Raw genomic sequence first — 19,403 nt, 5'->3', positions numbered from 1 at the left:
TGCGATGCCGAAAGTTTCGCCACAGCGCCGCTGCCCCCGGCCCTTTCAGGTATCGATCGTCTCGCTGATCATCCGGTGCAGCATAGCCATGTCAAAGGGTTTCTGGATGAAACTCATATCCGCCCCCATCACCCCCTTGTTCGAGAACACCTCGAAGGAGTAGCCCGACATGTAGAGCACCTTTATGCCCGGTCGGAAGATTTTGATCCGGTCGATCATATCCTTGCCGTTCATCTCGGGCATGATCACGTCGCTGAGCACGATATCCACCGGTACCGCCTGATCACCGCAGATGCGGATCGCCTCATCCGGGTTGGACGCCACCCGCACCGCATAGCCCAACTCCTCCAGCATCATGACCGTCATGCCGCGCACCGTCTCGTCATCCTCCACCAGGAGCACGGTGCCGGAGCCGCTCAGGGAGGCCGGATGCTCCCGCACTTCCGGATCGGGAAGTATTTCCAGACGGGGCAGGAATATGCTGAACACGCTGCCGTAGTCCGGCTCGCTGTACACATTGATGAATCCGTTGTTCTGGGTGACGATACCGTAGATGGTCGCCAGGCCCAGGCCGGTGCCTTTACCGATCTCCTTGGTAGTGTAAAAAGGCTCGAAGATATGCTTCAACTGCTCACGTTCGATGCCATGGCCGGTATCGCTGAAGGTCAGGCGGACATAATCACCCGGCTTGGCATCCAGGTGGTTGTTGCAGTAGATCCGATCCACGGCGGTGTTGGCGGTCGATATCGTCAGACGGCCACCGGCGGGCATGGCATCGCGGGCATTGACAGCCAGGTTCATGACGATCTGGTCAAGTTGGGTGGAATCCAGCGTGACCTGCCACAGGTCGTCGGCCAAGTCGAAGGTCAGCACGATATCCTCTCCGATCAGGCGGGGAAGCATCCGCCGGGTATCGGCCAGGGCATGGTTCAGGTTCAACGGCCTGGGGGATATGGCCTGCTGCCTGGAAAAAGCCAGTAATTGTGCGGTGATTTCACGGGAGTGGCCGGCTGCCGTGATTATCCCGTTCAGGTTGTGCCACAGTTTGCTCCCTTCGGGAGCCGCGAGTCTGGAAAGTTCCGCATAGCCGAGAATGATGGTCAGCTTGTTGTTGAAGTCATGGGCGACCCCGCCTGCCAGACGCCCGATCGATTCCATCTTGAGGGACTGGCGCAGCTGTTCCTCCAGTCGGCGCTGTTCGGTAATGTCCCGGGAGATGCCGAACAGGCCGATCACCGTGCCCTGTTCATCGTTGATCGGCCCCTTGGTGGCAAGGAAGATCCGTCTGCCGTCGATGGTGGTCAACGATTCCTCCCTCGTCCTGGTGCCGGGCTGTGCGATGAGGTCACGGTCGGCCTCCATCTGCAGCTGCACTTCATCGGCGGGAAGGAAATGGGTATCGTCACGGCCGATGATCTCTTCTGCCGGCCGGTTGTACATCCTCGCCACTTCATGGTTGACGATCAGGTAACGCCCGGCAGTGTCCTTGGCAAAGACCGCATCGGTGGTTCCCTCGATGATGTTGTCCAACAGCATCTTCTGCCTGACCAGCCCTGCCTGGCTGGCCCGGAGTGCATCCTCGGTCCGCTTCCGGGCCGCCACCTCCCTTTTCAGATTCCACATGGCAAGCGACATGGCCAGCACCAGCGCCAGGCACGACAGCTCCAGCACCAGCAGGCGCCAATCCTGCCCCCCCTGCCGATACTTTTTGAGCCTCAGCGTCACGCCGCTGTCACCAGGCGTCACCTCCACACGGTGAACCAGTCCCTCATCAGCCTCCCCCCTCGAGGAAAGTTCGGCCAAGAGTGCTCCGGCGCCAATCAGGCTGATCTGGTATTGCCTGCCCTGCTCCTGCGAAACCAGTTCCTTCAGGATCCGCTCACAGGAATACACGCCGCCGAACAGCCCCAGGAACGTGTCCCCGCGGTATACCGGCACCCAGACCTCGAAGGATGGCTTGCCCTGAATGGCCTCGAAGGGACGGGTATAAACCGGTTGCCTGGTACGCATGGCCAGATCGGAGACCCGTTTCGGTTCCGGCAGGGTCAGCTTCAGCCCCATGATCTGGCGGTTCTCGGCGAGCGGGGCCACCCCGCGAATGACGAAATCCGCATCCACCCAGGTGATGTTGATCATTTCCGGGTGAAAGCGTACGTACTGAGAGGCCCGTTCCTGAAACGAGCGGGCGTCCAGGGTGCCGTCACCGCGCTGCTGGGCCAGCAACAGCAGATAATCCGCGTTTCCTTTCAGCCGTAACCGAACTGTCTCGCCCAACGATTCCCCACCGGAGACAAGTTCCTTTCGCTGTGATTGGACGCTGATCTGGTGCGTGAGCCAGAGTACGGCGCCGAATAACAGCAGAAAGGCAGCCAGCATGACGGCCGGACCAAACCAGGCGGCACCGCTTGTCCTGCGCAGGGGAACGGGAGTGCCTCCTTCTTGAGGTGGGGAATCTGGTGTAGCGGATCTGCTCATCGGCAACCCTCTGACCGGCTCAAATTAGCGCTCGATCATCTCACAAAAGATTCACGGAGTCACGCACTTACCTTGCCGGAAGAAAGATTCGACGGTGTAAAAGCGCAGAGGTCCTTTTCATCGTTTTTGTCGCAGAGGAAGAGGGCAGGTCCGGGAACAGGAAGGTGGGGAGCGGGGTTTCCCGGATATCATGATCGGCGGCGGCCGGGCCCGCGGAGGACGTAGCGATCCGGCTTTTGGGGACACTACATAGGCAAAGGGCTCCCCTGGGGGAGCCCTTTGCAAGGGACCGCTATGCTATGGCAACGGGATCGTCAGAGACCGGTCGTTCCCGAAGCCTGGGCCGAGGCGGCGCTTTCCTGGCTGCCGTCGCTGGCGGTGACCACGTAGTAGTAGGTGGTCCCGGCTGCCAGGCCGGTATGGGTGTAGGGGCTGCTGACGCCGCTGATCTTCTTGCCGTTGGAGGTAGTCACCCCCGGTGAGGTCGACCAGTACAGGTTATAGGAGCTGGCTCCGGTAACTCCATCCCAGGCCAGGCTGAGCTGCTTGGTCACGGGCGGGTTGGTGGATGCCGAAACCTGGGCCGAGGCGGCGCTTTCTCCGGCGCTGTTGACCGCGGTAACGATGAAGTAGTAGGTGCTGCCCGCGGAGAGGCCGGTTTTGACATAGGGGCTGGTCACGCCGCTGACCCGCGTTCCGTTCGCCTTGGTGACTCCGGAAGTGCTGGACCAGTAGATATTGTAGGAGGTGGCTCCGGAAGAGGCAGCCCAGGTCAGGGTGGCCTGGTTTGCGCCCCCGGTTGCGGTGACCGAGCCCGGCACGGGCGGGATGACCGGGCTGGGGGTGGCACTCACTGTGGCGGCAGCCACCTGGACCGAGGCTGCGCTTTCACCGGCGCTGTTCACGGCGGTCACGATGCAGTAGTAGGTCGTACCGTCATTCAGGCCGGTCAGCACGGCCGGGCTGGAAACATTGGTCAGCTTGGTGCCGCTGCCCTTGGTGATGCCGGACGCGGTCCCGTAATAGACGTTGTAGGAGGTGGCGCTGCTGACCGCTTTCCAGGAAAGGGTCACCTGCCTGGTGCCGCCGGAGGCGACCACGTTGGCCGGTGCAGCCGGAACGGTCACGGTCGGCGGCGTGGTGACCGGGGGGGTGGGGGTCACTTCCTCAGGAGGATCGGTCTGGGCGGGAGTCTGTGGCAGAGTAGACGGATTGTCGTTGAACGTTCCGCTTTTGATATCCGTGACCGACGCGCTGAAGATCACCTCGCCGGTCTTCGCATTGGCGACCGTGATAACTCCGTTGGGAATGGCGACGCTGACGTTGTCGAACAGACCGTCGAGCCCCTGGTGATCGGACTGGTAGCTGTCGGTAATGGGATCCTTGCCTTCTGCGCCGTAAAGCTTGAGCAAGGGCTGCAGCTTGTTCAGCAGATCACTGGTAGCTGTAGGCAGATCTTCCTTGATCTTCTGGAGCACGGCCGGGTCGGCCGCCTGAAACACCTGCCCCGGGTCGCTTACCCCAGCCGCGCTTGCCACCAGAGCATTGGAAAGTGGGTTGACGTTGGCCGTGCCGGTTCCGTTCGCAAAGGAGTGCAGCTTATAGGTCGTACCGGCGGAATTGCCGACCCCTTGAATGATAAAGGGGGCTTTCAGTCCGGTGACATCGAATGCAAAGGAACCGTCACTGCCGATGACGGCGGTCTTCTCCTGGGGCTGGGCCGAGGAATCCTTCAGGCTTACCTGCCCGGCCAGGGGCGCCCCGACCGAGGCGTTGCCGCTCACCACCTGGGACGACACCCCTCCTCCTGAGCCGCTGCAGCCGGCAAGCATCAGGCCGATAGTCATCAGCGACAGCATGGCGATGACGATAGATGCGCATTGTAATGGTTTTCTCACTTCTTTCTCCTTTTCTGACAATGATTGCCGTTCCGGCAAACGTCGTGGGGTTTGCGGCACAAAAAAAGCCGGGGCCGAATATCGTTGATATTTCGGCGACCCGGCTGTCTCGAAGAGACCCAATAGGCTTTCCGTCCCATTCTCGCGAATGGTTTAGTATTGTCGTCTATGCGTGGCTTTTGTGCAGCTATGTAAGCGTTGGTCGTTTATAGCCGAGAATGCCCCTGAAATGAGGTGACGGAGATCACAAAAAATAGTTGTGGCTTTCAGAGCGCACGTTCTGGTAATCAGACTGTGCACTGACCAGCATTCGTACCCGCCGGATCTTCCGGGGGTGCGGACGCGGGATGGCGGCTGCATCCACATCATTCAGGACAGAGAGAGGGCATGGTCGATCACACCGTTCTGCAGCGCCGGCGCTGGAGACTCTTCGGCGCGCTGGCGCTGATGTACATCCTGGTCTATTTCTACCGCGTATCTCTGGCCGTGGTGGCGGCCGACATCTCCCGCGACCTCCGGCTCAGCCCGCAGCAGCTCGGCGCACTGGCCGGCATTCTCTTCTATGTCTATGCCGCGGCGCAGATCCCTCTCGGACCGATGATCGATCGCCTGGGGGGGCGGCTGGTAATCAGTGCCAGCGGCTTGCTGACCGCCACCGGGGGGATTCTCTTTTCCCAGGCTGACACCCTGCCCGCCGCCATGGCGGCAAGGGTGCTGATCGGCATCGGCACCGCCTCCGTGCTGATGGGCACCTTCACCATCTTCAGCCACTGGTACTCCAAACAGGAATTCGGCCGGATCTCCGGCTTCATGGTAGCGGTCGGCAACCTGGGAAACCTGGCCGGAACGGCACCGCTGGCACTGGCCGTGGCAGCTGTCGGCTGGCGTTCCTCCTTCCTGGCGATCGGGGTGGTCCAGGTCCTGGTGACCGTGCTGGTGTACACCATAGTACGCGACCGTCCCCCCTCCTCTCCGGGAGCGGCTCCCAGCCACCCTGCCCCTTCGCCGCCGGGGGGAGTAAAGGAGGGGCTGTTTTCCGCCTGGGGCGAGATCCTGGGCAACCGGGATTTTTGGTTGCTGGGAGGGGTGGCCTTTTTCTGGTACGGCAACTATCTGGCCCTGCAGGGATTATGGGGAGGCCCGTACCTGATGGAGGTGCTGGGTCTTTCGCGCAGCGCAGCCGGCCGGACGCTGATGTTCACCTCGCTGGGCTTCATCTCGGGCAGCATGATGATCGATACCGTCGCCCGCACCGTTTTCCGCTCCCTCAAGAAGACCCTGCTGGCCGGTCAACTCCTCCTGCTGATCCCGATGTCCTCGTTCCTGGGACCGGCGGAATCACTGCCGCAGCCGCTCCTGGGGGTGCTCTTCTTTGCCACGGGGATGGCGGTTTCCAGCGGGGTAATGGTGTATCCCATCATCCGCGCCATGTTCAGGATCGAGATCGTCGGCACCGCCCTGACCTCGCTCAATTTCTTCGTGCTGATGGGCGCCGCGGTCACGCAGCAGGCAATGGGCCTGATCATCGGTTCCTACGGTCGCATCGGCGCAACCGCCCCACCGCAGGCCTTCCATGCCGCCTTCCTGTTTCCTGTAACCGGGCTGGCTGCGGCGATCCTGCTGTTTCGCCGGGCCCGGGACTACTCCTAGAAGGTTGTTGAAAAACGGGCATCTCGCCGCCGTCCTCGTCAGCCACCTTGTGCGGCGTAGCGCTGCAGCCCTCTCCCTATCCCTCCCCCAGAGGGGGAGGGCATTCTGTTCCCTCTCCCTTTGGGAGAGGGTGGCCAAAGGCCGGGTGAGGGCCTCCGCGTGGCTTCCTGCGGGTGCGACGATCTGCCCATTTTTGAACAACCTGAGAATTTCAACAGCTGCTGGAAAAATCGCCGGTCAACCCACTTTTTGTCTTGCCGGCATCCGATGACGGGCTAGACTTTCATGTACCCGCTTGCCTTCCCCCGTAAAAACAGGCACAATGGCCCAATTTTCCTCAGGAGTCCTTCATGGCATTACGCATCTACAATACCCTCACCGGTGAGAAGGAAAATTTCGTGCCGCTGGTGCCGGGCAAAGCCGGCCTGTACGTCTGCGGAGTCACGGTCTACGATTACTGCCACATCGGCCACGCCCGCGCCAACATCGTCTTCGACATCATCTACCGCTACCTGAAGTATGCCGGCTACGATGTCACCTATGTCCGCAACTACACCGACATCGACGACAAGATCATCAAACGCGCCAACCAGGAGGGTGTCGACTACCGCACCATCGCCGACCGCTACATCGAGGCCTTTGACGAGGATATGGGGCGCCTCGGACTGGCCAAGCCGACGGTTGAGCCGAAGGCAACCGACCATATCGGCGGCATCATCGCCATCATCGAGGCCCTGATCGCGCGGGGGCACGCCTACCCTTCCGACGGCGACGTCTATTTCGCGGTGGACACCTTTACCGACTATCTCAAGCTCTCCAAGCGCAACCTGGAGGAGATGCAGGCCGGTGCCCGGGTCGAGGTGGGGGAGAAGAAACGCAATCCCATGGACTTTGCCCTGTGGAAGGGCTCCAAGCCGGGCGAACCATGGTGGCAGTCCCCCTGGGGCGAGGGGCGGCCGGGCTGGCACATTGAATGTTCGGCCATGAGCATGGAGTTCCTCGGCAAAACCTTCGACTTTCACGGTGGCGGCAAGGACCTGATCTTCCCGCACCACGAAAACGAGATCGCGCAGAGCGAGGCGGCCAACGGCTGCCAGTTCGTGCGCTACTGGCTGCACAACGGCTTCGTCAACATCAATTCCGAAAAAATGAGCAAGTCCCTGGGCAACTTCTTCACCATCCGCGAGGTGCTGGACAAGTTCGATGCCGAGACGCTGCGCTTTTTCATCCTTTCGGCCCACTACCGCTCGCCGATCGATTTCTCCGACCAGAACCTGAGCGAGGCCCAGGCCGGCCTGGAACGGATCTATGCCTGTTTGGCGGCCCTGGACGACGTTCTGGGAGAGCGCCCGGCATCCGGGGAGCTGCCGCCGGCCGCATCGTTTTCCGCAGCAGGGGCAGAACTGCGGGAGAAGTCCGTGCAGATGGTCCCCCGCTTCGTTGAGGCAATGGACGATGACTTCAACTCAGCACAAGCCCTGGGGGTGCTGTTCGAAACGGTCCGCGCCGCCAACCGTTTTCTGGCTGAAACCCCGGAACCCGCACCGGCAGCACTCTCTCTGATCAGCCATGTACGCCAGCGCTTCACCGAGACCGGCAGCGTACTGGGGCTGTTCGGCAGCCGTCCGGCGGATTGGCTGGAGAACATCAGGAGTGCCCGGAGCGCCGGAATCGACATCACCCCCGCAGAAATAGAAGGCCTGATCGCGGAGCGGGCCGAGGCGCGCAAGGCCAGGGATTTCAAGCGCAGCGACGAAATCCGGGACCTGCTGCTGGCCAAGGGGATTCAACTGCTGGACTCGCCCCAGGGCACCACCTGGAACGTGAAGTAGAAGGTTGTTGAAAAACGGGCATCTCGCCGCCGTCCTCGTCAGCCACCTTGTGCGGCGTAGCGCTGTTTACACCCTTGGGTGCTACGCCTCCGCGGGGCCTCCTGCGGGTGCGACGATCTGCCCATTTTTGAACAACCTGAGAATGTCAACAATCTGCTAGAGACTCGTCAGGAATCAGGGACCGGGAAAGTCAAAAGCACTCAAAGCTTTTAGAGCCCCCGGCCCCTGCTATTGAAGCACCTGTGTTTTCCGGTATAATTAAACTTTACTACTGAAAACAGGGGAAACTGCTTGGATTGGGAATGCTGCTGGAACAGAGTCAGTGTTGCAATGGGCGAATGCCCGAACATCCATGCAGGGGATGAGGATCTGCTGTTTTCCCAGCGGCGCCGTATCCTGGAAAAATGCTGCGACTGCGACCGGTTCAAGCACGACCTGGCCTGCTTTCGGGAAAGCGGCCATCCGCTGGCGCCGGTAATCTCTCTGGTTCACAGCGAATACCAGCACCAGAAAACCCAGATCCAGTCCCTGGTCAGCTTTCTCGACAGTAAGACCCTGCAGGTCCGTTTCCTGCACGAGCTCGGATCGGTCCTGCAGAGTTCCGTGGACCTGGACGAGGTTCTGTCGGTGGCCCTGACCGCCATCACCGCCGGCAAGGGTTTCGGCATGAACCGCGCCTTTCTGCTGCTGGTGGACCGCGAAAGCAGCATCCTCAAAGGGCATCAGGCCATCGGCCCGCTCAACTCCGAAGAAGCCAACAGCACCTGGGACGAGATCTCACGCAACGACATGGATCTTCAGACCCTGGCCCAGACCTTCCGACGCAACAAGCTGACCTCCGAACGCCTCAAATTCCAGTATATTCTGGATCGCCTGACAATTCCCCTGGACGATACCGGCCACATCATGGTCAGGACCCTCGACAGCAAGGCCCCGCTGCTGGTGGAAAACGCCTTCAATCACCCGGAAGTCGATCCTGCCATCGCGCATCTGCTAGGCGTGGACACCTTTCTGCTGATGCCGCTCATTTCCCGCAACCGCAGGGTTGGCATGATCATCGCCGACAACTGCATCACCCACCGCCCCATTACCGAAGGGGACATGCGTTCCCTGGAAACCTTCACCTTTCCGGTGGCCTTTGCGATCGAGCGCGCCTCGCTCTACGAGCGACTGCAGGTCGAACTCAGCCGCGTCACCGAGGCCAGCAACAAACTGCGGGACCAGCAGGAGCTGATCGTCAGGATGGAAAAAATGGCCCTGGTGGGGCGTATCACCTCCAGCATCGCCCATTCCATCCGCAATCCGCTGATGATCATCGGCGGATTCGCCCGCTCGATCCTCAAAAGCACACCAGAAAGCGACCCCAAGCGCGACTTCATCGAATCCATCGTCGGTGAGGCCCGCCAGCTTGAGGGGGTACTGGACGAGATCCTGAATTATTCCGACTCGCTCTATCCGACCAAGGATTTCTGGGATGCCAACCAGCTGATCGAAACATCCATCCGGGATGTGCACGACCTGCTGGTCGAGAAGGGCTGCGAATGCCGCTTCGAACGCCGTGACTCCCTGCCGCTGGCCTATATCGATTTCAAGCAGGTCTCTTACTGCGTGCGGACCCTGATCGCCAACGACATCGACGGCCAGGCCGGAGAGACCATCACCGTGCAGGCCAATGAGGTGGAGGGCGCCATCCGCATCACGATCGAGAACAAGGGGCACAACATTGCCCAGGAGGAACTGGAGGCGCTTCTGACCCCTTTTGCCATAACGCATGACATGGGATCGGGGCTGGGACTTGCGCTGTGCAAGACCATGCTGGAGAAGCAGGGCATACCGCTGGTTGTCCTGGCATCCCCCGACGGAGGCACCACCTATTCAATCACACTTCCCACACGCAAGGAGGAGCCGTCATGAGCAGGATACTGGTAGTCGACGATGAGGCCAACATCCGCATTCTTTATGCAGAGGAGCTGTCCGAGGAGGGCTATGAAGTGGTGACCGCCGCCGGCACTGCCGAGGCGATCGAAAAACTCCAGCAGATGGAGTTCGATCTGGCAGTGCTGGATATAAAACTTAAAAACGAGAGCGGCATCGATCTGCTGCAGAAACTGGTGAAGGAACGGCACGACATGCCGGTGGTGCTCTGCTCCGCCTTTTCCTGCTACAAGGACGATTTTTCGGCCTGGCTGGCGGACGGGTATATTGTCAAATCCGGCGACCTGAGCGAGCTGAAGCAGGAAATCGCGCGGGTGCTGGCCAAAAAGACCCAGCGGGCCAGGGGCGGGCAGTGACGGGAGGGCCTTGCCTTCCGGCTGCATCGGGCGTTTTGTATTGAAATTCAATCAATAAGGAGCCGCGCATTATGAAAGCAGTCATCATGGCCGGCGGGTTCGGAACGCGGATCCAGCCACTCACCAGCAGCCTTCCCAAACCGATGATTCCACTGTTCAACCGCCCGATCATGCTCCACATCGTGGAACTGCTCAAAAAACATGACATCACCGACCTGGTGATGCTGCTCTACCACCAGCCGGAGGTGATCAAGAAATTCTTCCGGGACGGCTCGGATTTCGGCGTCAAGATCACCTACGTGACGCCGCTGCAGGATATGGGCACTGCCGGCGCAGTCAAGGCGGCCGAGAAATACCTGAAGGAGCGCTTCCTGGTCATCAGCGGCGATCTTTTGACCGACTTCAACCTGAAAAAGGTGATCGATTTCCATAACGACAAAAAGGCCATGGCCACCATCACCCTGACCTCGGTCAAAGACCCGCTCCAGTTCGGGGTGGTCATTACCGACAAGGACAAGCGCATCACCCAGTTCCTGGAGAAGCCGGGCTGGGGCGAGGTCATCTCGGACACTATCAATACCGGCATCTACGTACTGGAACCGGATATCTTCCGCTATATTCCCGACGGGGAGAATTTCGATTTTTCGCAGGACCTGTTCCCGTCCATGCTGGAAAACAAGGACCCGCTGTTCGGCTTCCCGGCCAAGGGTTACTGGCGCGACATCGGCAATACCGATTCCTACCGTGAGGCCTATCACGACATCTTCCGGGGCAAGGTCAACCTGAAGATCGACGAGCCCAAGCAGGATTTCGTGGGCAAGGACCTGCGGATCGGCGCCGACGTCACTCTGGAGGATGCCTCCGGCCTGGAAGGGACCGTGGTGGTGGGAGACAACACCCAGGTTCAGGGAGGGGTGCACATCAAGGATTCGGTCATCGGCCGCAACTGCACCATCGAGCGCGGGGTGCGGCTGTCGCGCTGCGTGATCTGGGACAATGCCTACGTCAAAAAGGGTGCGCGCATCGTCGACAGCGTGGTCTGCACCAACGTGCGCATCGGTCAAAGCGCCCACCTGGAGGAGGGGGTCATCGTGGCGGACGACACCTCCATCGGGGACGAGGCGGTCATCAAGGCCGACGTCAAGATCTGGCCCCGCAAGCTGATCGAAGCCGGCTCGATCGTCACCTCCAATATGATCTGGGGAGAAAAGTGGAAAAAGTCGCTCTTCGAAGGAGCCATCATCAAAGGGCTTTCCAATGTTGAACTGACACCGGAATTCTGCGCCAAGCTCGGCTGCGCCTATGGCACCACCCTTCCCAAGGGGAGCTTCGTGCTGGCCGGCCGCGACTCGAACCGTTCTTCGCGCATGCTCAAGCGCAGCTTTGTGGGGGGCATCCTTTCGGCCGGGGTCAATGTGCGCGACATGAAGATGACCTCCCTGCCGCTTCTGCGCTACAAGCTCAAGACCTTCGGCGAGGTGGGGGGATTTCATTTCCGTCAGGGGCAGGACGATCCGACCTCCATGGAGATCGTCTTTCTGGACGGCGACGGTCTGGACTTCTCCAGCAGCATGGCCAAAAACGCGGAGCGTATCTTCTACAAGGAGAACTTCCGCCGAGCCCACCACAGCGAACCGGGTGCCATCACCGACATCAACAACGTGGCCGACTTCTATCGCGAGGGATTCCTGCGGGCCCTGGACCGGGAAGTGCTCAAGAAGGCGGCCTGGACGGTGGTGATCGATTTCAACTACTCACCTGCCAGCCAGATACTGCCGCTGATTCTCAACGAACTGGGCTGCAATGTCATCGCTCTGAACGCCTATGTGGACGAAGGCCGCGGCGTCAAGCGGACCATGGAGAAGCAGCCCGCCCTGGAACAGCTCTCCAAGATCGTCAATTCGCTGAATGCCCAGGCCGGCTTCTGGCTCGATCCCACGGCCGAGGCGATCACTCTCCTGGACGAGACCGGCCGCATCCTGGACGGCATCGAACTGCTGACCCTGATGACCAACCTGACGCTCAGAAGCGGCCAGAAAGGGGTCATCGCGGTGCCGGTGCAGGCCCCTTCCAACATCGAGCAGATGGCGGTCCAGAAACGCTGCCAGGTTACCCGCACCAAGAGCAGCGACCGCGCCATGCTGGAAGCGGCCAGTTCCACCGAGGTAATCCTGGCCGGCTCCACCGACGGACGCTTCGCCCTGCCCCGCTTCCAGGCCGCCTTTGACGGCATGTTCGCCATTGCCCGGCTGATCGAGCTGGGCGCCTCGGTGGGTATCCCGCTCTCACGGGCCCTGGTCGAGGCGCCGGCGTCGGCCTACCTGCAGACCAGCCTGCCCTGCGTCTGGGAGATGAAGGGGGGCATCATGCGCAAGATGAGCGAGGACAGCCTGGACAAGGAAGCCACCTTCATCGACGGCATCAAGGTCCATTTCGGCGACGAGTGGGTGCTGGTGCTGCCGGACCAGTATTTCCCCTGCGTGCACATCGTGGCCGAGGCCAAGGACCAGAAAACGGCCCACCGGCTGCTCGCTGAATATCAGAAGAAGGTCGAAAACTGGAAGAAAGAGCTGGAATAGAGGAGCAGGTCAAGGTCAAGGTTGAGGTTGAGGAAAATCCTTAACTCTCAAACCTTGACCTCCTTAACCTTAGCCTTAACCTTAGCCTTAACCTTAACCTGCCTCCGGAGGAGTCGTATACCCGATGTCAGCCCCCCTCGACGTGGTCATCATATGGCACATGCACCAGCCGTACTACAAGGACCCGCTCAAGAACGAATACGCGCTCCCCTGGACCTACCTGCACGGCATCAAGGATTACTTCGACATGCCGGCCATCGTGGAGGACACCCCCGGCGCCCGGGCGGTGTTCAACCTGGTGCCGTCGCTGATCGAGCAGCTGCTGGAATATGCCGCCGGCGACGCCGTGGACCCGTTCCTGCTGAAAGGTATGGCCGATCCCGCCACCCTGGGTGAGGAAGATCGCATCTTCCTGCTGGAGAACTTCTTCTCGGCCAACCGCCAGCGTATGATCGAGCCGGCCCAGCGCTACCTGGAGCTGCTCTACATGGCGGGCGAGGGCAAGCCGGGCAGCGCCCGCGACCGGGTGCGGCATTTTTCCGACCAGGACCTGCGCGATCTGCAGGTGTGGTTCTTCCTGGCCTGGACCGGAGAGGCGGCCCGGCGCCGCTTTGCCCCTTTCGGCGAACTGCTGGCCAAGGGGGAGAATTTCTCCGAGTCCGACAAGGCGCTGTTGTTCGCCACCCAGCGCACGCTGCTGCAGGCCATTGTTCCGCTCTATAAGCGGCTCCACGAGGAGGGGCTGATCGAGCTGGCCGTATCTCCCTACTACCATCCGATCCTGCCGCTGTTGTGTGACAATCGCATTGCCCAGACCGCCATGCCGCGCGTCACGCTGCCCACACTCCCCTTCCGGCACCCGGAGGATGCCCGGGCCCAGATCCGCCGCGGCATTGACTACTTCGAGCGAATTTTCGGCTTCAGGCCACGCGGCATGTGGCCTTCGGAAGGTTCGGTCAGCAACGAGGCGCTGGCCATCATCGCCGACAGCGGCATCGGCTGGATCGCCACCGATGAGGAGATTCTGTCCAAGAGCATGGAAGGGGGGCTGGGCAACCATAAGGAGCGCCTGTACCGCCCCTGGCGTTTCAGCGGTCCCCAGGGGGAGGTGGGGGCCTTTTTCCGCGACCACCAGCTCTCCGACCTGGTGGGATTCACCTACTCGCAGTGGGACCCCAACCGGGCTGCCATGGATTTCTGCAACCGGCTTCTGTCCATCAAGTCGCATATCGGCGGCGACCAGCGGGTGATCCCGATCATTCTGGACGGTGAAAACGCCTGGGAATACTATGAAAACAACGCCTACGACTTCCTCCAGAAGATGTACGCCAACATCGCCGCGTCACCTGAACTCACCCTGACCACCTGCTCGGCGGTACTGGAACATACCCGCTTCGACGGGCGGCTGCACGGCATCCATCCCGGTTCCTGGATCAACGCCAACTACGGCATCTGGATCGGACACCCCGAGGAGAACCTGGGCTGGGATCTGCTGGCGCAGGCTCGCGAAGCGGCTGTTACCGGCCACCCGGGAGTGGCTGCCCTGCTGGCGGGCGAGCCTTCCGGGCCTTTCGACGAAACTGCCGAGCGGATCTGCCGATCGCTGTATGCCGCCGAAGGGAGCGACTGGTTCTGGTGGTATGGCGACGACCATTTTTCACCCCACAGCGACCGCTTCGACCGGCTGTTCCGCCTGCACCTGATGAACGTCTATCGACTGCTGCAGCAGGACCCGCCCCGCGAATTGCTGGAACCGATCAAAAAAAAGAGTCCGGCCGGCCTGGTGCGCGAACCGGCCGCCTTCATCGAACCGGAGATCGACGGCCGGATCAGCGACTACTTCGAATGGCTGGCTGCCGGGCTGTACGACCTGACCCGCCAGGGCTCGGCCATGCATTCCTCCGACCGCATGCTGCAGAGCTTCTACTACGGCTTCAACCGCACCACGCTCTTCTTCCGCATCGACGGCATTCAGGACCTCTCCCGGCTGCTGCGCGACATCGACATCCTCAACCTGCACCTGATCAGCGACCGGGAATACCGCCTCCCGATGCAGATGCGCAGCGAAGAATCCCTGCTGCAGGTCAAGGACAGCAACATCTGGATACCGACCCGCGGTCACTGCCGCTGGAACATCTCCAAGGTGTGCGAGGTGGCCATCCCGCTGGACTGCATCAAACTGGCCCCCAGGAGCAAGCTGTTCGCCTCCGTCAGCCTGGTGCGCGACAACGAGGAGATCGGCCGCTGGCCTTCGGATGCGCCGTTGATGCTGTACTACGCCGGACCGGAGATCGAGCTGGATAACTGGCTGATTTAAACCGGTGACTGGGGACCGGTGATCGGGGACTGGTAAAAGCCGTTACCAATCCCCAGTCCCCAATCACCAATCACTGAATGGAGACTGTATGTCCGAACTACGCTGGGACCCGATCAAACTGCATTGGGTAATCATTGCCACTGAACGCGGCCGCCGGCCGCGTGATTTTCAGGTCGAACCGGAAGGAGACGGCATGCTGGCCTGCCCCTTCTGCTACGGCAACGAGGACAAGACCCCGCCCGAGATCTATGCCATCCGCCCCGGCGGCGCACCCAATACGGCCAACTGGCGCGTACGGGTGATACCCAACAAGTATCCGGCGCTGCGGGTCGAAGGTGAGCTCAACAACCGCGGCTACGGCCTGTACGACGTGATGAACGGCATCGGCGCCCACGAGGTGATCATCGAAACCCCGGATCACGACCGCACCCTGGCCGACCTGACGCACCACGAGATCAGCGGCGTGCTGACCGCTTACCGTGCCCGCTATCTCGACCTGCGCCGGGATTCCCGTTTCCGCTACATGGTACTGTTCAAGAACCACGGCAGCCGGGCCGGTGCCACCCTGCACCACTCTCACAGCCAGTTGATCGCCGTTCCGCTCCTGCCGCCGGTGGCCACCACCGCGCTGAGGGTTTCCCGCAAGTATTTCTCCGAAAAGGAACGCTGCATCTACTGCGACCTGATCAATTTCGAGCTGCGCGAGGGGGAGCGGGTGGTGCGCGAATTCTCCAACTACGTGATCCTGACCCCCTATGCCTCCAGTTCGCCGTTCGAACTTCGGCTCTACCCCAAACGGCACAGTCACGACTTCGCCCTGATGAACGACGCCCAGTTGGCCGAACTGGCAGTGGCAATGAAGGACATGCTGTTGAGGGTCAAGACCGTGCTGAAAGACGCACCCTACAATTTCATCCTGCATACCGCACCTCCGATGCACCGCCGCACCGGAAAACCTAACCACTGGAGTTCGCTGGAGTACGACTACCACTGGCACATCGAACTGGTGCCGCGCCTGACCCAGGTGGCAGGCTTCGAATGGGGTACCGGTTTCTACATCAACCCCACCTCCCCCGAGGACGCTGCCCGTTTCCTGCGTGAAGCGGATCTCTAGCAGGCCGACTACTGCTGCTCCGGTTTTCAGAACATCATGCGAGGATAGAAATGAACCGCCTGAAACTCCTTCTGGTCTTTTTCTGGCTTTATTGCCTCTGTTCCCCTGCAAGTGCGCAGGAAGACAAGGTGATCAAAGTATCCGGAACCGGCATTGTTACCGTAAAACCTGACATGGCCACCATCTATGTGCAGGTTTCACGGGTGGACAGGAATATCGTTTCCGCTAAAAAAGCTGTTGACGAAAACGTCGCGAAAATACAGGAGATGCTGCTGGATTCCGGCGTAAAGCCGGATGACATAAACACTTCCAGCCTTGGTGTGTACGAAGAAAGAGGCGGGCAATTCCATCGGGAGGGGGGCAACGTCGCCAGCCCGGAAGGGTACCGGGTCAGCAGGGATATCGTTTCAGAAATCCATGACCTTGCCCGGCTGGATGTCATACTGGACAACGCACTCAAACTCGGTGCGAACAGTATCCAGGGTATCCGGTTCCTTTCCGGCGATATTGAGAAGCTCAAGGCAACGGCACTGGAAAAAGCGTCGGATGATGCACACAGGAAAGCCGAATTTCTCGCGAAAAAATTCGGGTGCGGGCTGGGACCGGCCCGGCAGATCGAGTACGACTACAAAGGTCAGGCGCAGCCGTTCCCCGTTGCAGCCGGAGCTCTCAGGAGCAGCGAAGCATCGTTCCTGCTGGGAACCATCGAGATTACCGCAACGGTCAATGTCGTCTATCAGATGCAGTAGACAGCCCGATTGACAGGAGGCAACCCGCCACGGAATACGCGGCGCCTCCGGTCAATGCGGCTCCATCCCCGCCTCCGCAAAGCAGTCCTCAACGGCATTGAACAGCTTGCTGAAAACAATGGGCTTGAGAATATAGGCATCGAAACCTATCCGGTTGAACTTCTCCAGATAGTCCCTGTCGCTGTAGGCGGTGATCACGATGAGCTTGGTGTCTGCCTTGAGCACCCTGATCTCCGTGGCCATCTGGATGCCGTCCATCTCCGGCAGATTGACGTCGGTGATGACGACAAAGGGGGTATGCCGCTTGAACAGCTCCAGTCCCGCCCTGCCGTCCTCGGCATAATGGATCGTGACCTCCGGGAACTTGGTGGCTATCATGAGACCGAGCAGGTCCCGTGACGCTTTGTCGTCCTCTACGACAAGCAGAGAACGCGAGGGATGTGCCTGCGCAGGTGATGGTTTCATCCTCATGCCTCTATCCTGAATTCGACACCCTCTCCTGTATTTCGTGCCGTAAGACGGCCCCCGATGTTTTTCTCGATAATTGTCTTCGACATGAACAGCCCCACGCCGGTTCCCTTGCCCAGTTCCTTGGTGGTGAAATAGGCGTCGAAAATGCTTCCCATGATCTCTTCGCTGATCCCGCCGGCGTTGTCGGCGATGGTCACCACGGTTTTACCGTGCTCGGTCCGGGAGCAGACCTCCACCCGCGCATTGCGCGTACCCCGCTCCAGAAATGCGTCGCGGGCATTCATCAGAATGTTGAGGATCACCTGGCCGAACTCGTTGGGATAACCGTTGATGCAGGGCTCACCGATAACGCGCATTTCGATGGTGATGTTCTGGTTCCTGAAACTTTCTTCGATGAGCGAGACGGTTCTCGCAATGACCTGATCCACCCTGAACAGGCTCTTCTCCTTATCCGGGGTGGAGAAGTTCCGGAAATCGTCAATGGTCTGGGACAGGTGCAGCAGAATCTTCATTGCCTTGGCGATGTTGGCGTCGAGCAGCTCTTTATCCAGCTTGCCATACTCATAGAACAGCCCCACCTGCTGGAGCGCGAGTCCCAGCACATTCAGCGGCTGACGCCACTGATGGGCAATGTTGTTGAGCATCTCTCCCATGGCGGCCATACGGCTCTGCTGAATCAGCATCTGCTCTTTCTGCCGGAGTTCCCCCATCGCCTCGATGCGCTCGGTGGTTTCCCTGTCCAGCCTGCTATGCGTTTTCAGCAGCTCTTCGACGAGCATCACCAGCATCTCGATCTTTTCATTGAGGCCTTTGGGCGAAATACACCCCGGAAGTCCGGTCTGCGGCACGGGACGGCCGGTTGAGACCGGGCTCACGTTGAGATGGGAGGCGACCACCGCATATTCCCGGTCGAGTTTCCTGGCCAGTACGTCGAGCCTGAACAGGTATGACATAAGGCAGGCCACGGTGACCGAGGCATAGGACAGTGCCGGCGCCCCCCGAAGGTCCCACAACGAAAACGAGCAGAAAAAAGCCAACGTCACCAATACGAGTCCCCCCAACCAGAGGGAGATGATGCGCCGGTCAGTCTCGCCCCCGGTCAGCGCGAAACAGATGCCGAAGAGCGCCATGGCAAGCACGGCATTTATCCAGCCGGGAATGTCCCGGATGCCGTTGCCATCCAGGAGGTTGTTCAAAACGGTGGCCTGGAGCTCGACGGATGGCATGCGGTTCCTCTGACGGGAAAAGGGGGTCAGCACTTCATCCTTCAGCCCTGCGGCCGTGACCCCCACCAGTACTATTTTATCCCTGAAAAAGCTCTGTGGGTATGCGCCTGCCACGACATCCGCCAATGAAACGTACCGGAAACTGTGCGGCCCTCCGTAATAATTGATCCCCATCGGATCGCCCTGGACGATGGTGCCAGCCGGCGCAGGCAGACCGCGCCCCGGATAGTGGGGCCGCCAACCGTCCTTCGTGCTCCGTGCCAATTCGTACATGACCGAAGCCAGGGAAGGGAGCGAGGCATTGTCGAAGTAGAGAGAGTGGAACAGCTTCCTGACGATGCCGTCGATGCCCGGCTCGATATGCACATGTCCCGTTCCGGCCGGAGCGAACGCCCCGGCCGGATGAATGACCGCCAACCTGCCGGCGGATACGTAGACGGGGAGCACGACCCGGGTATGCCGCCTGATGGCTTCGGCCAGAAGGGCATCGTCAGCAGTCGGTTCGGCCATGATGATGTCGAACCCGACCACTGCGGCCTTTCTTGTACGGTCCAGCAAATCGGCGTACCAACTCCGCCGTATCGGCCATCTCCCCAGGGTCTCCAGGCTCCTTTCATCGATGGCGGCAATGACGATCCTGCTGTCGGTGGGCCGCCCCCCCCTGATCCTGAAGGACAGATCGAAAAGAAAAGAGTTTATGCCTTCGAAGAGTCCCAGGAAGTCTATGAAGAGAAGCAGTAAACCGGCGCAGACAATCAGTAGGCCATGGATTTTCCTCCACTCTATTCCCAAGTCGTATCA

Annotated in this window: 12 protein-coding genes and 1 riboswitch; of the genes, 8 read left to right on the top strand and 4 right to left on the bottom strand. The window is 60.3% G+C overall.

The genetic code is table 11. From position 1 onward, the window contains the following. Positions 1 to 45: 45 nt before the first annotated feature. Entirely contained in the window at positions 46 to 2,475 is a 2,430-nt protein-coding gene (locus tag GSVR_RS02555) for an ATP-binding protein (protein ID WP_173198459.1), read from the bottom strand. 314 nt (positions 2,476 to 2,789) lie between these two features. Continuing rightward, a complete protein-coding gene (locus tag GSVR_RS02550) occupies positions 2,790 to 4,373 on the bottom strand; it encodes a fibronectin type III domain-containing protein (protein WP_239077438.1) in 1,584 nt (527 codons plus the stop codon). Positions 4,374 to 4,464: 91 nt separating this feature from the next. After that, positions 4,465 to 4,541, bottom strand: a riboswitch (cyclic di-GMP riboswitch). A 219-nt stretch (positions 4,542 to 4,760) separates the two neighbouring features. On the opposite strand from GSVR_RS02550, the gene GSVR_RS02545 reads away from it, so the two are divergent. The 8 genes from GSVR_RS02545 (at position 4,761) to GSVR_RS02510 (ending at position 16,905) form a co-directional block, all read left to right on the top strand. Beyond that, the gene (locus GSVR_RS02545; RefSeq protein ID WP_173198461.1) at positions 4,761 to 6,023 is read left to right on the top strand and encodes an MFS transporter; all 1,263 of its coding nucleotides are present in this window, start codon (positions 4,761 to 4,763) and stop codon (positions 6,021 to 6,023) included. 350 nt (positions 6,024 to 6,373) lie between these two features. Next, positions 6,374 to 7,855 carry a cysteine--tRNA ligase gene (gene cysS, locus GSVR_RS02540; RefSeq protein ID WP_173198463.1) on the top strand — a complete coding sequence of 494 codons (1,482 nt, stop codon included), beginning with the start codon at positions 6,374 to 6,376 and terminating at the stop codon, positions 7,853 to 7,855. A 291-nt stretch (positions 7,856 to 8,146) separates the two neighbouring features. Further along, positions 8,147 to 9,769 carry an ATP-binding protein gene (locus GSVR_RS02535; protein WP_173198465.1) on the top strand — a complete coding sequence of 541 codons (1,623 nt, stop codon included), beginning with the start codon at positions 8,147 to 8,149 and terminating at the stop codon, positions 9,767 to 9,769. Then, positions 9,766 to 10,146 (top strand): response regulator, encoded by a 381-nt coding sequence (locus tag GSVR_RS02530; protein ID WP_173198467.1) that lies wholly within the window; start codon positions 9,766 to 9,768, stop codon positions 10,144 to 10,146. The genes GSVR_RS02535 and GSVR_RS02530 overlap by 4 nt, the downstream gene beginning before the upstream one ends. Before the next feature lie 71 nt (positions 10,147 to 10,217). Beyond that, positions 10,218 to 12,725, top strand: coding sequence for a mannose-1-phosphate guanyltransferase (locus GSVR_RS02525; protein WP_173198469.1), 2,508 nt, complete (start codon positions 10,218 to 10,220; stop codon positions 12,723 to 12,725). Between the two features lie 124 nt (positions 12,726 to 12,849). After that, entirely contained in the window at positions 12,850 to 15,042 is a 2,193-nt protein-coding gene (locus GSVR_RS02520) for a glycoside hydrolase family 57 protein (protein ID WP_173198471.1), read from the top strand. Between the two features lie 88 nt (positions 15,043 to 15,130). After that, the gene (galT, locus tag GSVR_RS02515) at positions 15,131 to 16,156 is read left to right on the top strand and encodes a galactose-1-phosphate uridylyltransferase (RefSeq protein ID WP_173198473.1); all 1,026 of its coding nucleotides are present in this window, start codon (positions 15,131 to 15,133) and stop codon (positions 16,154 to 16,156) included. 128 nt (positions 16,157 to 16,284) lie between these two features. Beyond that, positions 16,285 to 16,905: an SIMPL domain-containing protein gene (locus tag GSVR_RS02510; protein WP_173198475.1), complete on the top strand. Its 621-nt coding sequence runs from the start codon at positions 16,285 to 16,287 to the stop codon at positions 16,903 to 16,905. A gap of 51 nt (positions 16,906 to 16,956) precedes the next feature. Here GSVR_RS02510 and GSVR_RS02505 read toward each other — a convergent pair whose 3' ends face one another. After that, the gene (locus GSVR_RS02505; protein ID WP_173198477.1) at positions 16,957 to 17,376 is read right to left on the bottom strand and encodes a response regulator transcription factor; all 420 of its coding nucleotides are present in this window, start codon (positions 17,374 to 17,376) and stop codon (positions 16,957 to 16,959) included. Continuing rightward, a complete protein-coding gene (locus tag GSVR_RS02500) occupies positions 17,373 to 19,394 on the bottom strand; it encodes a CHASE2 domain-containing protein (RefSeq protein ID WP_173198479.1) in 2,022 nt (673 codons plus the stop codon). Before GSVR_RS02500 ends, GSVR_RS02505 begins: the two co-directional genes overlap by 4 nt. Positions 19,395 to 19,403 lie beyond the last annotated feature (9 nt).

This window comes from Geobacter sp. SVR (genome assembly GCF_016865365.1).
In the GTDB taxonomy this organism is placed as follows: Bacteria; Desulfobacterota; Desulfuromonadia; order Geobacterales; family Pseudopelobacteraceae; genus Pelotalea.
This window is presented reverse-complemented; position numbering and strand designations above follow the sequence as displayed.